We start from the raw sequence: 16736 nt of genomic DNA, 5'->3' as shown, positions 1-16736 counted from the left end.
AGTGTGTTATTATTAACCAATAACAAGCTTGCATAAGAACAAGCTGTACCCGATTACACAATTGAAAGCCTTAGTGAATGGAACAACAATTTTTATTAGAAGGCCATCGAGCCGTTAATAGTTTGCTGCGGAAGCTTGCTCTTGGGATGGATCGCAAAGATTTAAATCACAAGATTATTCAGCTTACCGAGCAGCTTTTTGGGCAGCGTATGGCTTCAATCTTGCTGCTCAACTCAGAATCTAAAACTCTACACCTTGAATATGCCCCTAACCTGCCTGATTTTTACAATCAACAGATAGAAGGGGTGGGAATTGGTGCTGGGATTGGTTCCTGTGGTGAGGCCGCTGCGCTTAAGAAAGCAGTGATGGTCTCCAATATAAATGCACACCCAAACTGGGCACCTTTCTTAGTGTTAACCAACAAAGCTAACTTGCATGCTTGTTGGTCGGTGCCAATTATCTCATCGCGCGGTAATGTATTAGGTACCTTTGCCATTTATAGCCAGTACATCTCAGAGCCACATGAATTTGAGCTCGAGATCTTGGAACTATTGGCTTCCCTATATTCGGTAGCACTAGAAAAGTTTGAGTTGGAGAATCAGCTTAACTTTTTCGCCAATCGTGATTCTCTTACCCATTGCTTGAATCGTCGGGCACTGTTCAATGAAGCCGAAAAAGTATTGGCTAAACGATGTTTTGCACAGAAGGTGATGGCGTGTCTGTTTGTCGATGTCGATAAATTCAAATCAATTAATGACACCTACGGTCACAGCTTTGGTGATGATGTGCTATTGGCGGTTGCTAGAGTGCTTGATGATGCTACTACGGCGTGTGCCAAGATAGGCCGTTATGGTGGTGATGAGTTTGTGGTGTTCTCTTGTTTTGATGATCAAGAAAGCGTTGTTAACTTTTACCACAGCTTAGAGAAAGCACTACAGCAAGCGCTTTACATTAATGATGTGCAGTTCTCAGTGAGTGTTGGCCTTGCTTGTGAAAAAGATCCTCAAGGATTAGACCAGTTGATCGCACAAGCTGATAAGAACATGTATCAAATCAAGCAAGCTAAGTCTCAGCAGTAGTAGATTGTTGAAATAGTAGTGAATTAGGAAATGCTAATGAGTGAAAATATCTGCCCTAAGTGTCAGTCAGAGCTAGCTTGGGATGGCAAGTATCACTGTGAAAGTTGTCAGGCTCACTTTACTAAAGTTGGGTTTTGCCCTGAGTGCAGCAGCCAACTTGAGAAGCTTCAAGCCTGTGGTGCCGCGAGCTATTTTTGTAATGCTGACTGTAACGAGCTTAAGTCTAAATCGAGAGTAAAGTTCGAGTTCCAAGCTGCGGACTAACTTGAGAGCGATAACAGTAAGTATCGTAACCATAGCTTTCATTAAGAGGCCCAATACCTATATATTGGGCCTTTTTTGTGCTCACTCTGGGGTTATGTATCATCTTGGGTCATTCTTATTGTCACTGCACCAGTATGAAACATAGTGACATGGTTGCTATGCACGCTATTGGTGTGGTCTGTTTTTAAATCCATTTAATACAATCACTTATGTTTTTAATGGTTACTTATTGAGTTTGGCACTCTTCTTGTAACTCTGTAATTGAATAACAAAAATACAATTATGGAGTACTATCATGAACAAGGTGTTCAATTTATCGCTAGCTGCACTGTGTACAACACTTTCATTTTCTTCTGCATCAGTGTTTGCGGCTGACGAGACCATAAAGGTCGGCGTCCTACATTCACTATCTGGCACCATGGCGATCAGTGAAACCACACTGAAAGATACCGTGTTAATGCTCATCGAAGAGCAGAACAAAAAGGGCGGCTTGCTAGGTAAAAAGCTTGAGCCTGTAGTCGTTGACCCTGCGTCAAACTGGCCTCTATTTGCTGAAAAAGCGCGTGAGCTTATCGAGAAAGAGAAGGTCGACGTGGTTTTCGGTGGTTGGACATCGGTATCTCGTAAATCCATGCTGCCGGTATTCGAAGAGCTCAACAGCATCCTTTTCTACCCAGTTCAGTATGAAGGTGAAGAGTCTTCTAAAAACGTTTTCTACACGGGCGCAGCGCCAAACCAACAAGCGATTCCTGCCGTGGATTACTTAATGGAAGAGCTGGAAGTTGAGCGTTGGGTACTAGCAGGTACCGATTACGTTTACCCACGTACGACCAATAAGATCCTTGAAGCCTACCTAAAAGATAAAGGTGTCGCAGAAGAAGACATCATGATCAACTACACGCCATTTGGTCACTCTGACTGGCAATCTATTGTTTCAGACATCAAAAAATTCGGTGAAGCAGGTAAGAAAACCGCAGTGGTTTCTACTGTGAACGGCGATGCGAACGTCCCTTTCTACAAAGAGCTTGGCGCTCAGGGCATTTCATCTGAAGACATCCCAGTTATTGCATTCTCTGTTGGTGAAGAAGAATTGTCAGGTATGGATACTGAACCACTGGTTGGTCACCTAGCGGCTTGGAACTACTTCATGAGCGTTGATACCGAAGCCAATGAAGAGTTTGTTGAAACGTGGCAGTCATTCATTCAGAGTGAAAAACGCGTCACCAATGACCCAATGGAAGCGCACTATGTTGGCTTCAACATGTGGGCGCAAGCGGTAACCAACGCAGGCACAACCGATCCTGAATCTGTACAAGATGCCTTGATTGGCGTGTCTGTTCCTAACCTTTCTGGCGGCTACTCTACCATGCTGCCAAACCACCACATCACTAAACCTGTCCTGATCGGTGAAATCCAAGACGATGGTCAATTCGATATTGTTTGGGAAACCACAGGCCTTGTTGCGGGTGATGCTTGGTCTAGTTACTTACCTGAATCAGCGAAGCTGTTCTCTAGTTGGTCTAAGCCATTCTCATGTGGTGCGTTTAACGTCGAAACCAAGAAGTGTTCTGGCGGTAACTAGAGCGTTGATTTAGGAATATTGAGCCTTCTTGTTTGGGAAGAACGTCTCTCTGTATGAGGTGTAGCAAACGGAAGGCTCATCGTATCAACTAACAATAATTCTCCACATGTCCATTGAGCAAAAATAACAATATCTAGCTAGGTGGATTAAGGAAGCAGGGATGAAAAACGTATTGAACGTATTTAAGGCGCTATTGCTTATGGCAGTCAGTGCTCAGTTGGCTTTTGCTGGAATAACGGATGAAGCTAGCTTTACCAAGGCGCTAGTTGGTAAGAAAACATCGGATAAAGAATTGGCTATCGATTGGGTCATTGAGGCACAAACTGAAGACGTGTCGAAACCTATTTTGGATGGCTGGTTAAACGGAAATCTCTATTACTTTAATGACAAACAGAGCGAGCAATATAAACAGCTCTACCTGATTCAAAGCATTAAAACAGCAACCTCGGCTCAGTCGGTGTGGGATGAGTCAAGCCTCAGTATCGAGAATGCTAGGCAGTTTAAGAAGGTTCGCGTGAACAACAAGCTTCGCGGGATCTTGCGTGGGGAAATTGCCTCGATTGGACTGAACAGCAGTAACCCAGATACACGTTATAAAGCGGTTCTGGATCTGCTCGGTACCAAAGATCCTGACATTATCGATCGTTTAGCTGTGCTGAGAACCAGTGAGTCAGAGGGCAAAGTCGCTGAGTTGATGGACTTGTCGTTAGCCATTTTCACCTCTCTTGATAAGAGCGCCACAATTGAAGCTCGTGTGGCTTCAATTGAACGAGTTGGCGACTTCAAACAATCCGTCGTGCTAAAGACGCTAAACCAGCTGCTCAACAGCGAACAAGATCCAAAGGTCTTGGCTGCAACTGAACGTGCAATGGACGATTATCAACAGAGCCAAGCACTCTATTCGGGTGTTGAGACCGTGTTCTTTGGCTTGAGTTTGGGCTCTGTGTTGGTGTTGGCAGGCATAGGCTTGGCGATCACTTTTGGTGTGATGGGCGTAATCAACATGGCCCATGGCGAGCTGATCATGATTGGCGCTTACACCACCTATGTACTTCAGTTGCTAATGCCGAACCACATCGGTTTAGCGCTGATTCTATCTATTCCGGCTGCATTTATTGTGTCTGGTCTGGTCGGTATTGCGATTGAGCGCAGTGTGATTCGTCATCTCTACGGCCGTCCACTGGAAACCTTGCTCGCGACCTTCGGTATAAGCTTGATCTTGCAACAAGCCGTTCGCTCTATTTTCTCTCCACTTAACCGCTCAGTGAGCACGCCTGAATGGATGTCTGGCGCACTTCAATTGAACCCAATGTTATCTCTGACCTACAACCGACTTTATATCATCCTGTTCTGTGGTTTGGTGTTCATGGGCTTGTTGATGGTTCTGAAAAAGACACCACTAGGTTTACAGGTTCGTGCCGTTTCTCAAAACCGTGGTATGGCGCGTGCGATGGGTATTCGATCTGAACGAGTTGATGCGATGACCTTTGGTTTAGGTTCTGGCGTAGCGGGTGTCGCGGGTGTGGCACTGTCTCAGTTGACTAACGTTGGCCCGAATATGGGGCAAGCGTACATCATCGATTCTTTCATGGTGGTGGTGTTCGGCGGAGTCGGCAACTTGTGGGGAACACTCGTCGCAGGCTTAAGCCTTGGTTTATTCAATAAGATCTTAGAGCCCTGGGCTGGCGCAGTACTCGCTAAGATTTTAGTACTGGTTTTCATCATTCTATTTATTCAAAAACGCCCACGCGGATTGTTCCCGCAACGTGGTCGTGCGGCTGAAGGTTAAGGACAACATCATGCAGTCTAAATCATTTGTACTTTCGGCGATGCGTGGTGATAAAGGTGGCCAACTGACCATCCTTACCATTCTTGCGGCCGTGATTCTTATTCCACTGGCTAACACCATGTTGCCAAGTGGACACCCACTTCATGTTGAGACCTTCACTATCTCACTAATGGGCAAATACTTGAGCTATGCGATGTTGGCTTTGGCGCTCGATCTGGTGTGGGGCTACCTCGGAATACTGAGCCTAGGCCACGGCGCTTTCTTTGCGCTTGGCGGTTATGCGATGGGCATGTACTTAATGCGTCAGATTGGTGACCGTGGGGTTTATGGTGATCCAATCCTACCTGACTTTATGGTGTTCCTTGATTGGTCAGCGTTGCCGTGGTTTTGGCAGGGCTTTGATCAGTTCTGGTTCGCTTGTCTGATGGTGGTGTTGGTGCCGGGCGCATTGGCTTATTTGTTCGGTTATCTGGCTTTTCGCTCTCGTGTGTCAGGGGTTTACCTCTCTATCATGACTCAGGCATTAACTTACGCATTGATGTTGGCGTTCTTCCGCAACGAGATGGGCTTTGGTGGTAATAACGGATTGACGGATTTCAAAGACATCATCGGCCTGAGCTTGCAGAGTGATGCCGTTAAGATTGGCCTGTTTGTCGCGACGGGTATCTCGCTGATCCTAAGCTACATCGCGTGTCGAATGGTAGTGACCAGTCGATTAGGTCGTGTGGCACTGGCGATTCGTGATACCGAGTCTCGTACTCGTTTTATGGGGTACGACGTCGATGGCATCAAGTTATGGGTCTTCGTTTTGTCTGCAGTTATCGCGGGGATTGCGGGTGCTTTATATGTTCCTCAAGTCGGCATCATCAACCCGGGAGAGTTTGCGCCACTTAACTCGATTGAGATTGTGGTTTGGGTTGCATTGGGCGGTCGCGCCACTCTGTTTGGTGCCATTGTTGGTGCGTTGATCATCAACTACGCCAAGAGCTGGTTTACGGTTGAATTCCCAGAGGTGTGGCTTTTCGCTCTAGGTGGTCTATTCGTTCTCTCGACCATGTACTTCCCACAAGGTGTGATTGGCTTTGTCAGTGAAAAGTGGCAACAGTTACGCAAGGCATCGACTTCAAAAGGCGAAGGACAAGGTAAGGATGATCAACATAAAGGCAAGGAGGTGATCGCATGACCACATTTAACAGCGTAAAGGAATCGGTTCAGGCGTTCACTCGTCGAGACGAAGTTTTTGATTACCTCAAACCCGATGTTCATCCAGCCATCGATACCCGTCACAACGTGTTGTTGTACGTGGAAGGCGTTAATAAAAGCTTCGATGGTTTCCAAGCGATAAACGACCTCAATCTTTATATCAAAGAGGGCGAACTGCGCTGCATCATCGGTCCGAATGGCGCAGGTAAAACCACCATGATGGACATCATTACAGGCAAGACTAAGCCCGATACTGGAGAAGTGTGGCTAGGTTCGAACATCAATCTACTCAAGATGAACGAAGCTGAAATTGCTAATGCAGGTGTTGGACGCAAGTTCCAAAAGCCGACGGTAATTGAATGTTTAACCGTGTGGCAGAACCTTGAGTTGGCGATGTCGGGCGATCGCTCTGTGTGGGCAACTTTCACTGCTGTGATGTCTGGTGAGCAGAAAGACAAACTCACCTCGGTACTTGAGCTTATTCACCTCAAAGACGAAGCGGCAAACTTAGCGGGTAACCTGTCTCACGGACAAAAGCAGTGGTTAGAGATCGGTATGTTACTGATGCAAAACCCTAAGCTGTTGCTGGTGGATGAACCCGTTGCAGGTATGACTCACCAAGAGATGGATCGCACCTCTGAACTGCTCAACTCGCTGGCAGGCAAGCACTCGGTGGTCGTGGTTGAACACGATATGGATTTCGTTCGTTCGATTGCTAGCCATGTCACCGTGCTCCATCAAGGTCACGTGTTGGCTGAAGGCACCATGGATCAAGTGCAGGCTCACCCTGAAGTTAAACAAGTTTATCTCGGAGAATAGGATGTTAGAGGTTAAATCAGTTAATCAATATTACGGTGAGAGCCACACCTTATGGGACTTGGATATGCAGATCCCTGAAGGTAAATGCACGGTGTTAATGGGGCGCAATGGCGTCGGAAAAACCACCTTGCTGCAATGCATCATGGGGCTGGTTAAGGTTGAAAGCGGCGACATCTCTTTATCGGGTGAGTCGCTTTTGAAAACCGATGCCGAGGATCGTCCACGCCAAGGGATCGGCTATGTACCACAAGGTCGCCAGATCTTCCCAATGCTCACTGTTCAAGAAAATCTAGAGGTCGGTTTACCGATTCGTAAAAAGGGTGACCGCAAGATCCCTGAATTCATCTTCGATATTTTCCCAGTGTTAAAAGAGATGCTACATCGTCGCGGTGGTGATTTATCGGGTGGTCAGCAGCAACAGCTAGCGATTGGGCGTGCGCTGGTGGTTAATCCAAAGCTATTGATCTTGGATGAGCCGACGGAGGGTATTCAACCCAATATTGTGCAAGAGATTGGCGACATCATTCGCATGCTCAACGAGAAAATGGGGCTCACGGTTCTGTTGGTTGAACAGAAGCTGCCGTTTGCAAGAAAGGTCGGTGACCGTTTTTGTATTCTCGACCGTGGACGCCAAGTGGCAGAAGGTGAAATGACAGGGCTCGATGAGTCTTTGATTAAGGAGTACCTAACCGTATGAATTCTCTCTTTTCTCCGAATGAAGTAAGCAAGGCTTCTTTAGTAGAAGCCTTGTCTCTGAATGAAACCATCGAACAAGATATTCGTGATGGTTGGCAAGCGAGTTTAAACCTCACCTTTGTCGATCGCGGTGATAAAACCGTATTAAAGAATCGTCAGCAGTCTGGTCCGCTTGCGGTGCAACGCCCCCTGTATCCTGATGGGGAAACGTGTCACACCTACTTACTCCATCCCCCCGGCGGAGTGGTAGGTGGTGACACTCTCAATATTAACGTGAATCTTGAGCACGGTGCTCACGCGTTGATTACTACACCTGGTGCGACCAAGTTCTATCGTTCCAACAACAAGTACGCCAAGCAGAAGCAAACCTTACGTGTGGAGAAAGGGGCTCGCTTGGAGTGGGTGCCGCAAGAGAACATCTTTTTCCCCAATGCGCATGTTCGACTCGATACTGAAATACGCCTAGAAAAGGGTGCACAGTTTTGGGGTTGGGAGATGCACTGTTTTGGACGGCCTGCACAGAATGAGGGATTCGAGCATGGTCACCTCGTTGGGAAGACGGAAATCTATCTTGATAATCAAAGGCTTCTGACTGAAGGTTTTAATTTTCACGGTGGCGATAAGTTAATGATAAATATGGGGTTACTTGATTATTCAATGATGGGGACTTTTTATATCACCTCAAATGAGAAGCAAGATTTAGAGTTGGTACAGAGCTTGCTCTTATCTATTACACAGCAAGCTTCACAGCAATCAGTTACATCAAAAACGTCGAGTGAACCCACATTAATATTGGGTGCGACACAGATAGAAGGATTGATTGTGGTGCGAGCCTTGGGTTATTGGAGTGAAGACATCCTCCAGGCCTTTGGTCAGATATGGCAAGCAACTCGCTCTCATTTATGTGGTACGACTCCTGATTTACCAAGGATTTGGGCGACTTAGCGATTAGCCCTATTTGTACCGAGGGCGACTTCCGGCCCTCGGTACATTTTTTCAAGCTTGCTGTGACTGAATCCCACTTACTGCTCATGCGTTTCTGAGCAATAAGAAAACAACACTAACAGCGGGCGGCTAAATGGAATTAACACCAAGAGAAAAAGATAAGCTACTTATCTTCTGCGCAGGAATGCTGGCACAGCAGCGCAAACAAAAAGGCTTAAAACTCAACTATCCAGAATCTATTGCACTGATCAGCAGCGCCATTCTAGAAGGTGCCCGCGAGGGTAAAACCGTTTCGGAACTGATGGATTTTGGACGCACACTGCTTACCGTCGATGACGTCATGGAGGGGATCCCTTCCATGATCCCAGATGTACAAGTCGAAGCCACTTTTCCTGATGGCACCAAGCTGGTGACCGTTCATGAACCTATCGTGTAGGGAGAAGTAATATGGCTGGTTCCACCAAACATTATTCAGGCTTAGTTCCCGGGCAAGTCGAAACCGCTCCGGGCAACATTACTTTAAATGAAGGCCGAGACACGACGTCGGTTAAGGTGCAAAACATTGGCGACCGTCCTGTGCAAATCGGCTCTCATTACCATTTCTATGAAGCAAACCCTTCTTTGATCTTTGACCGAGAAGCCACTAAAGGATTTCGACTCAATATCCCTGCAGGTACTGCCACTCGTTTTGAACCGGGTCAGTCACGTAGCGTCGAGTTAGTGCGTTACGCCGGTAAGTTAGAGATTTATGGCTTCCAAGGAAAGGTGATGGGCAAGCTCTAAGCGCTCCCATAGAAAGAATTAAAACAACAAAGGATTGATCATGGCGACGATATCCAAACAGGCTTATGCCGAAATGTTTGGGCCAACAATCGGAGATCGAGTGCGTCTTGCTGATACCGATTTATGGCTAGAAGTTGAAAAGGATTACACCGTATACGGCGACGAAGTGAAGTTTGGCGGCGGTAAAGTGATTCGTGATGGGCAAGGGCAAAGCCAACGTCCAAGTGCCGAAACGCCAGATTTGGTGATCACTAACGCGATTGTGTTGGACTACTGGGGAATTGTAAAAGCGGATGTCGCAATCAAAGACGGCCGAGTTCAAGCGTTGGGTAAAGCGGGTAACCCAGACGTTCAACCAGGCGTCGATATAGTCATTGGCCCGGGCACGGAAATTTTGGCAGGTGAAGGCTCGATTCTCACCGCGGGTGGTATCGATTCACACATTCACTTTATCTGCCCACAACAGATTGAAGAGGCGCTGGCGTCGGGTGTGACTACCATGATAGGTGGTGGTACTGGGCCAAACACAGGCACCAATGCGACGACCTGTACACCTGGTCCGTGGAACATGCACCGTATGTTGGAGTCGCTCGACCAATTCCCAATGAACTTTGGTTTACTCGGGAAAGGCAATGCTAGCCAACCGGAAGCATTGCGTGAACAAGTCGCAGCCGGCGCAGTGGGCTTGAAGTTACATGAAGACTGGGGAACAACACCTGCATCAATTGATACTTGCTTGAGTGTTGCTGACGAGATGGACGTACAAGTTGCGATTCATACAGACACCTTGAATGAGTCAGGCTTTGTTGAATCGACTTTGGGTGCGATCGGTGATCGCGTGATTCATACCTATCACACCGAAGGTGCAGGCGGCGGCCACGCTCCCGATATTATTCGCGCAGCAGGTGAGCCGAATGTTCTGCCTTCTTCTACCAACCCGACACGACCTTACACCGTTAATACGGTCGATGAGCACTTGGATATGTTGATGGTGTGTCACCACTTGTCACCGTCGATTGCTGAAGATGTCGCGTTCGCTGAATCGCGTATTCGCCGTGAAACCATTGCTGCAGAAGACATTCTTCATGATCTTGGCGCGTTTTCGATGATTGCATCGGATTCGCAAGCAATGGGTCGCGTAGGCGAGGTGGTCACCCGTACTTGGCAAACTGCGCACAAGATGAAGGTGCAGCGTGGCAGCCTTAAGGAAGATTCTGACTACAGCGATAACTTCCGTCTTCGTCGCTACGTTGCAAAGTACACCATTAACCCAGCCATCACTCACGGTATGGCGCATGAAATCGGTTCGATTGAAGAAGGCAAACTGGCTGATCTAGTGCTGTGGAAACCAGCTTTTTTTGGAGTGAAACCAAGTGTGATTTTGAAAGGCGGCATGATCGCGATGGCACCGATGGGCGATCCTAATGCCTCTATCCCAACACCTCAGCCTGTTCACTACCGTTCTATGTTTGGTAGCTATGGCAAGGCGTGTCAGAACACATCGATGCTATTTGTTTCCAAAGAAGCCAAGGCACAGAACATCGATAAGCAGTTGGGACTAAAGAGCCTGATTGGTGTAGTCAGCAACTGCCGAAACATCAGCAAGGCTGACATGAAGCTGAACGACTGGATGCCGAAGATTGAGGTTGATTCTCAGACGTATCAAGTACGCGCTGATGGTGAACTGCTGACGTGTGAGCCGGCTGAAGAACTGCCAATGGCTCAGCGGTACTTTCTATTCTAAGCCTTTGACTAAAGAATCTTATTTTAGTGACCCTATTTTGAACGTTATAAATCTCACAAGGAGATTGAGGTAATAGCATGATTGAACTTACTCAAATTCAAGTGGAGTTGAACACGGCTCCAGATGGCTTTTTAAGCCTACCGATCGATAGCCGCATCAAAAGTCGCCTTAAAGTGACATTGGATGATGGCCGTGATGCCGGGCTGTTTTTACCACGCGGTCATATTTTGCGTGGCGGGGAACAATTAACTAGTGAGTGTGGTTTAACCGTTGAAGTGAAAGCGGCGCCGGAAACCGTGTCGACTGTTTACTGTGAAGACTCGCATCTGTTAACTCGTGTTGCTTACCACCTTGGTAACCGACATGTGCCACTGCAAGTCGAGGCGGGCTGGGTGCGTTATCAACACGATCATGTTTTGGACGAAATGGTTGAAGGTTTGGGGGCGACAGTGACGACCGAAAAACAACCTTTTGAACCTGAAGGTGGCGCTTATGGCGGTCGCTCAGGTGGTCATCATCACCATCATTAATCGAGTCATTTGAGACTCACCCATTTATTAGATACAACCACGATATTAATAACTATAAACGCAAGGAACTCGCGATGAACTTTAAAACAGCTGCAGGCTTATGCACTTTCACACTGGCTTCTCTAACAACATCGACATTGGCTTTGGCTCACCCGGGACATGGTTCGCATTCGGTTCATGAGTCTCACTCATTTATGTCTGGCCTAACTCACCCGGTAACAGGTATGGATCACCTGATCATGCTGATCGCTTTCGGTCTGTTAATTGGCGCACTGTCGTTTTCAACCAAGATAAAAGCCGCGTTGATTGGCGGTGGATTGGCTTCACTAGTCGTTGGGCTTATCGCAGGCCAAGCCTTAGGTTTCTCTGTATTTGTTGAACCAGCAATCATCGCTTCTCTGTTCGTCGTCAGTTTATGTCTATGGCACGTATTCTCACCATCAACCAAGCGTGTAAACAGCGTATTAGTCGCTTCCATTGCGATGTTGTTTTTTCATGGTTACGCACACGGCGTTGAAGCTGCGAGCAACCTAACTCAATTTGCAACAGGTATGAGCATCACTGCTTTGGCATTAATGGTTGTCGGTACGTTTGTTGGGCGCGCAGTTTACTCTAAATGGTTGTCAGTCGGTGTTGCTTCAGCAAGCGCAGTATTACTGTTAGGCGCGTAAGCTCTCGAACTTTTCGAATTTAGAAGACAGAGAGCAGAGTATGAGCACAACAGAAAATGTCGCGATTTATCGTCTGTTCCAATTGATCAGTCCCTCTTTGCCGATTGGTGGTTTCACTTATTCGCAAGGGCTAGAGCTAGCGGTTGAGGCGGGGTGGGTGACAAATCGCGATAGCATGGAGCAGTGGCTCAATACCATCGTCAGTTCCAGTGTCGCGACCTTGGAATTACCTATCTTAGAGCGTCTTTATCATGCTCTAGAAAAAGGTGAACTCGATGAGATTGAGCACTGGTGTAACTACTTGTACTCAAGCCGTGAAACCAGTGAATTACGAGCAGAAGAAAAGCAGCGCGGGCATGCATTGAATACCTTGTTAAAGCGCTTAGAGATCGATATTTCGCTGGTGGATTCTGTTGATAGTCACCCAAACCAGCTGTTAGGAATGTGCATCGCGGCTCAACATTGGGATATCGATTTAGAAAGCCTTAAGCAGGGTTATCTATGGAGCTGGCTTGAGAATATCGTTACGGCGGGAGTCAAACTGGTGCCTTTAGGCCAAACCGATGGGCAGTTGGCGCTGATTAATATCACTAACACCTTTCCTGAGGTGATTGAGAAAGCACGCATGATAGAAGATTGGATGATAGGTAGCTTTTCGCCTTCGATGGCATTAGCGAGTTCACTGCACGAAACACAATACACACGACTATTTCGTTCGTAGCGATCAGCGCTAACGAGGTAGCAAGAAAAGAATATAAGGAAGTAGATTATGGAAAGTTATAAGCAACCACTTCGAATTGGTATTGGTGGCCCAGTGGGGTCTGGTAAAACCGTACTGTTGGAAGTGCTGTGTAAGGCAATTCGCGACAAGCTAAACATTGCCGTAGTAACCAACGACATTTACACCCAAGAAGATGCAAAGATACTGACACGAGCTGAAGCTCTCGAACCTGACCGTATTATCGGTGTGGAAACAGGCGGTTGTCCGCACACTGCGATCCGTGAAGATGCGTCGATGAACCTCGCGGCAGTCGAAGAGCTGGCTAAGCTACATAAGAACCTTGATGTGGTGTTTGTAGAGAGTGGTGGTGATAACTTGAGTGCGACGTTCAGTCCTGAGTTAGCCGACCTTACTATCTACGTGATTGATGTAGCTGAAGGGGAAAAGATCCCACGTAAAGGTGGTCCGGGTATCACACGTTCTGATCTGTTGGTTATCAACAAGATCGATTTGGCACCGTATGTTGGTGCGTCACTTGAAGTCATGGAGCAAGACACACAACGTATGCGTCCAACCAAGCCTTACGTGTTCACCAACCTCAAAGAGAGCCAAGGGTTAGACTTCATCATCAACTTTATCGTGACCGAAGGGATGCTAACCATGAAAGAGCCTTCTACTACTGAGTAGGGTTGGAATCATTGAGTTTTTAAGCCGTTAGATACTAAAAAGCCCTGTCGATTATCGATAGGGCTTTCTGGTTTCAAACGTTCGAGTCAAACTTAAAGCTCGCTCTTAGTAACTCTTGTGGTCACTTGCGACTCAATCACACCGTCTTCAACTTGAGTGGTGATCACTTCACCCACTTCGACATCGTTAATCGATGATACCGTCTTGCTCGATGCAGAATGAGTAATGCTGTAACCACGTTTTAGAGTAGCCAGCGGGCTCACTGTTTCTAACTTCTCTGCAGCCATAGCGAGCTGGTGGCGAGTCGTTAGTAATGTCTTATCCATCGCATCTAATAGCTTTTGCTCTGAACGTTGCAGATGCAGTTTCTGTTCGCCAAGGCGTTTCACTGGCGAGTTCAAGTGAAGCTGGTGCTGTTTACGTTCAACACGCTGTGCATGCTGCTTCAAGTATTGAGCCATACCGCGACGCAGACGCATGTCTAGGTCATCAAGTTGCTGACTCTGCTTTTGCAGTTGGTAGCTCGGGTGTTGTTTCTCTAAGCGGTATTTCAACGTTTGAGTCGATTGCGCTTGTTTGATTAACACATGACGAATCGCACTGACTAAGCGAGCACGTTTAGACGCGAAAGCTTGTTCTTTATGACTGTTATCACGGCTAACTAATTCAGCGGCTGCTGATGGTGTTGGAGCGCGCATATCTGCGACGAAATCGGCGATAGTGACATCAACTTCGTGGCCAACTGCGCTGATAATCGGGATTTGGCTTGCTGCGATTGTGCGAGCTACGATCTCGTTATTGAAGCACCATAGGTCTTCTAAAGAACCGCCGCCACGACCCACAATCAACACATCACACTCATTGCGTTCGTTAGCTCGTCCAATTGCTTGTGCAATCTGAATAGCTGCCTCTTCGCCTTGAACCATGCTTGGGTAAACCACCACTGGCAGCGAAGGATCACGCCTCTTCAAGACATCAAGGATATCAAATAGCGCTGCACCGGTTTTCGATGTGATAACGCCAACACGCTTTGGATGCTCAGGAAGCGGTTGTTTACTTGATTGAGCAAACAGTCCTTCTGCGGCTAGGTTCATCTTCAGCTTTTCAAACTCTTGCTGAAGTTTACCGTCACCCTCTGGCTGCATGCTTTCGATGATCAGTTGATAGTCACCGCGTGGCTCATAAAGAGATAGGCGAGCTTTGACTAAAACTTGGTTGCCGTTCTGAGGTTTAAAGGTGACTCGGCGGTTATTGCCACGAAACATAGCGCATTTAACTTGAGCGCGAGAGTCTTTAAGCGTGAGGTACCAGTGACCAGAGACAGGTGCAGAGAAGTTTGAGATTTCACCAACGAGCCACACTATTCCCATTTCGTTTTCTAATAGGAGACGAACCTCTGAGTTGAGGCGAGAAACAGTAAAGATGTTTGGATTAGTCATAGAAGCACTATCTTTCCTTGAAGGAAGGTCTTTCTTGGAATCTCACAGGGCGTGAGTATGGAAGATAGCGGCAATATAATACATAGCAAGGGGGTAAATGCAAATTAAAAATACAAAAATGTGTAGCCAAGCGATTTCGCCGTGCGTATAATCCGTCTGCAATATCAAATCCAAATCACTTTATTATGCGAAACGATAAAGTTGGGTTTACTCCTTTTAACACCTTTGTTGTGAGATATTGCAAATGCTACGAATCGCAAAAGAAGCTTTAACTTTTGATGACGTTTTACTCGTCCCAGCACACTCAACCGTTCTTCCGAACACAGCTGATCTTCGCACTCAGTTAACGAAAAACATTTCTTTAAACATCCCAATGATCTCTGCATCTATGGATACTGTTACGGAAGCACGCCTAGCAATTGCCCTTGCGCAAGAAGGTGGTATTGGCTTTATTCATAAGAATATGTCAATCGAGCAGCAAGCTGAAATGGTTCGCCAGGTTAAAATTTACGAAGCTGGTGTGGTTTCTCACCCAGTAACTGTAAGCCCTGACGCGACAATCGCTGATGTTGTAGCCCTTACTCAAAAACACGGCTTCGCCGGTTTCCCTGTTGTTACTGAAACAAACGAATTGGTTGGTATCATTACTGGCCGTGACGTTCGCTTTGTTACTGATCTTTCTAAGAAAGTTGATGTAGTAATGACGCCTAAAGCTCGCCTTGCTTCTGTTAAAGAAGGTGCAACTCGTGAAGAAGTTCAAGAGAAAATGCACGAAGCGCGTGTTGAAAAAGTTCTTGTTGTAAATGATGACTTCCAACTGACTGGAATGATCACTGCAAAAGATTTCCACAAAGCAGAACGTAAACCAAACGCTTGTAAAGATGAGCGCGGCAGCCTACGTGTAGGTGCAGCTGTTGGTGCTGGTGCTGGTAACGAAGAGCGCGTTGCTGCTTTAGTTGAAGCTGGCGTAGACGTTCTACTTATCGACTCTTCACACGGTCACTCTGAAGGCGTACTTAACCGTATCCGCGAAACTCGCGCTGCATACCCTGACCTACAAATCATCGGTGGTAACGTAGCAACTGGCGCTGGCGCTCGTGCTCTTATCGAAGCGGGTGTTAGTGCAGTTAAAGTTGGTATCGGCCCTGGTTCAATCTGTACGACTCGTATTGTTACGGGTGTTGGTGTTCCTCAGGTAACAGCAATCGCAGACGCAGCTGAAGTTGCAAACGAATACGGTATTCCAGTAATCGCAGATGGCGGCATCCGTTTCTCTGGCGATATCTGTAAAGCTATCGTTGCTGGCGCATCTTGTGTGATGGTTGGTTCTATGTTTGCAGGTACTGAAGAAGCACCGGGTGAAGTTATCCTTTACAACGGTCGTTCTTACAAGTCTTACCGTGGTATGGGTTCTCTTGGCGCTATGTCTCAAGGTTCTTCTGACCGTTACTTCCAATCTGACAATGCTGCAGACAAGCTTGTTCCAGAAGGTATTGAAGGTCGTATCGCATACAAAGGTCGTCTAAAAGAGATCGTTCACCAACAGATGGGCGGTCTACGCTCAAGCATGGGCCTAACCGGTTCTGCAACTGTTGAAGACATGCGTACTAAAGCTGAGTTTGTTCGTATCTCTGGTGCGGGCATGAAAGAATCTCACGTACACGATGTTCAAATCACGAAAGAAGCACCTAACTACCGTTTAGGTTAATAATACGTCCAAACGTTTGAATAATGTGCTGATTTAGTCGGCACATTAATATACCAATCGTAGTAAATAACGGGTC

General features: G+C 46.9%; 17 protein-coding genes. 16 read left to right on the top strand and 1 reads right to left on the bottom strand.

Features of this window, described 5'->3' with window-relative positions; genetic code table 11:
• Window positions 1-77: 77 nt before the first annotated feature.
• The 15 genes from L4C44_RS18545 to ureG all read left to right on the top strand — a co-directional run bounded on the left by L4C44_RS18545 (window position 78) and on the right by ureG (window position 13513).
• A complete protein-coding gene (locus L4C44_RS18545) occupies window positions 78-1079 on the top strand; it encodes a sensor domain-containing diguanylate cyclase (RefSeq protein WP_428805555.1) in 1002 nt (333 codons plus the stop codon).
• Between the two features lie 36 nt (window positions 1080-1115).
• Window positions 1116-1343: a zinc ribbon domain-containing protein gene (locus L4C44_RS18540; protein ID WP_372384628.1), complete on the top strand. Its 228-nt coding sequence runs from the start codon at window positions 1116-1118 to the stop codon at window positions 1341-1343.
• A gap of 295 nt (window positions 1344-1638) precedes the next feature.
• Window positions 1639-2925 carry an urea ABC transporter substrate-binding protein gene (urtA, locus tag L4C44_RS18535; RefSeq protein ID WP_428805554.1) on the top strand — a complete coding sequence of 429 codons (1287 nt, stop codon included), beginning with the start codon at window positions 1639-1641 and terminating at the stop codon, window positions 2923-2925.
• 160 nt (window positions 2926-3085) lie between these two features.
• Window positions 3086-4714, top strand: a complete 1629-nt coding sequence (urtB, locus tag L4C44_RS18530; protein ID WP_048663731.1) for an urea ABC transporter permease subunit UrtB — start codon at window positions 3086-3088, stop codon at window positions 4712-4714.
• Window positions 4715-4724: 10 nt separating this feature from the next.
• Window positions 4725-5897, top strand: a complete 1173-nt coding sequence (urtC, locus tag L4C44_RS18525; RefSeq protein ID WP_428805553.1) for an urea ABC transporter permease subunit UrtC — start codon at window positions 4725-4727, stop codon at window positions 5895-5897.
• Complete coding sequence (urtD, locus tag L4C44_RS18520) at window positions 5894-6736, top strand: urea ABC transporter ATP-binding protein UrtD (RefSeq protein ID WP_146489680.1); 843 nt, start codon at window positions 5894-5896, stop codon at window positions 6734-6736. The genes urtC and urtD overlap by 4 nt, the downstream gene beginning before the upstream one ends.
• A 1-nt stretch (window position 6737) precedes the next feature.
• Window positions 6738-7433 (top strand): urea ABC transporter ATP-binding subunit UrtE, encoded by a 696-nt coding sequence (gene urtE, locus L4C44_RS18515; protein ID WP_008222775.1) that lies wholly within the window; start codon window positions 6738-6740, stop codon window positions 7431-7433.
• Window positions 7430-8377: an urease accessory protein UreD gene (locus L4C44_RS18510; RefSeq protein WP_428805552.1), complete on the top strand. Its 948-nt coding sequence runs from the start codon at window positions 7430-7432 to the stop codon at window positions 8375-8377. Before urtE ends, L4C44_RS18510 begins: the two co-directional genes overlap by 4 nt.
• Window positions 8378-8510: 133 nt before the next feature.
• Window positions 8511-8813 (top strand): urease subunit gamma, encoded by a 303-nt coding sequence (gene ureA / locus L4C44_RS18505; protein ID WP_004735119.1) that lies wholly within the window; start codon window positions 8511-8513, stop codon window positions 8811-8813.
• A gap of 11 nt (window positions 8814-8824) precedes the next feature.
• Complete coding sequence (locus L4C44_RS18500) at window positions 8825-9160, top strand: urease subunit beta (RefSeq protein WP_171367592.1); 336 nt, start codon at window positions 8825-8827, stop codon at window positions 9158-9160.
• 40 nt (window positions 9161-9200) lie between these two features.
• Window positions 9201-10904, top strand: coding sequence for an urease subunit alpha (gene ureC / locus L4C44_RS18495; protein WP_428805551.1), 1704 nt, complete (start codon window positions 9201-9203; stop codon window positions 10902-10904).
• 77 nt (window positions 10905-10981) lie between these two features.
• Window positions 10982-11434 (top strand): urease accessory protein UreE, encoded by a 453-nt coding sequence (ureE, locus tag L4C44_RS18490; RefSeq protein ID WP_105059088.1) that lies wholly within the window; start codon window positions 10982-10984, stop codon window positions 11432-11434.
• A 74-nt stretch (window positions 11435-11508) separates the two neighbouring features.
• Window positions 11509-12105 carry a HupE/UreJ family protein gene (locus tag L4C44_RS18485; RefSeq protein WP_428805550.1) on the top strand — a complete coding sequence of 199 codons (597 nt, stop codon included), beginning with the start codon at window positions 11509-11511 and terminating at the stop codon, window positions 12103-12105.
• Between the two features lie 40 nt (window positions 12106-12145).
• Entirely contained in the window at window positions 12146-12826 is a 681-nt protein-coding gene (locus L4C44_RS18480) for an urease accessory protein UreF (RefSeq protein WP_327784186.1), read from the top strand.
• A gap of 48 nt (window positions 12827-12874) precedes the next feature.
• Window positions 12875-13513: an urease accessory protein UreG gene (ureG, locus tag L4C44_RS18475; protein WP_428805549.1), complete on the top strand. Its 639-nt coding sequence runs from the start codon at window positions 12875-12877 to the stop codon at window positions 13511-13513.
• 92 nt (window positions 13514-13605) lie between these two features.
• Here the strand turns inward: ureG and xseA are convergent, their stop codons facing one another.
• Window positions 13606-14952: an exodeoxyribonuclease VII large subunit gene (xseA, locus tag L4C44_RS18470; RefSeq protein ID WP_428805548.1), complete on the bottom strand. Its 1347-nt coding sequence runs from the start codon at window positions 14950-14952 to the stop codon at window positions 13606-13608.
• A 244-nt stretch (window positions 14953-15196) separates the two neighbouring features.
• On the opposite strand from xseA, the gene guaB reads away from it, so the two are divergent.
• The gene (gene guaB / locus L4C44_RS18465) at window positions 15197-16660 is read left to right on the top strand and encodes an IMP dehydrogenase (RefSeq protein ID WP_017062496.1); all 1464 of its coding nucleotides are present in this window, start codon (window positions 15197-15199) and stop codon (window positions 16658-16660) included.
• Window positions 16661-16736 lie beyond the last annotated feature (76 nt).

This window comes from Vibrio satsumensis, assembly GCF_050337435.1.
GTDB lineage: Bacteria > Pseudomonadota > Gammaproteobacteria > Enterobacterales > Vibrionaceae > Vibrio > Vibrio satsumensis.
The sequence above is the reverse complement of the archived record's forward strand: the minus strand, read 5'-3'. Positions and strand labels throughout refer to the sequence as shown.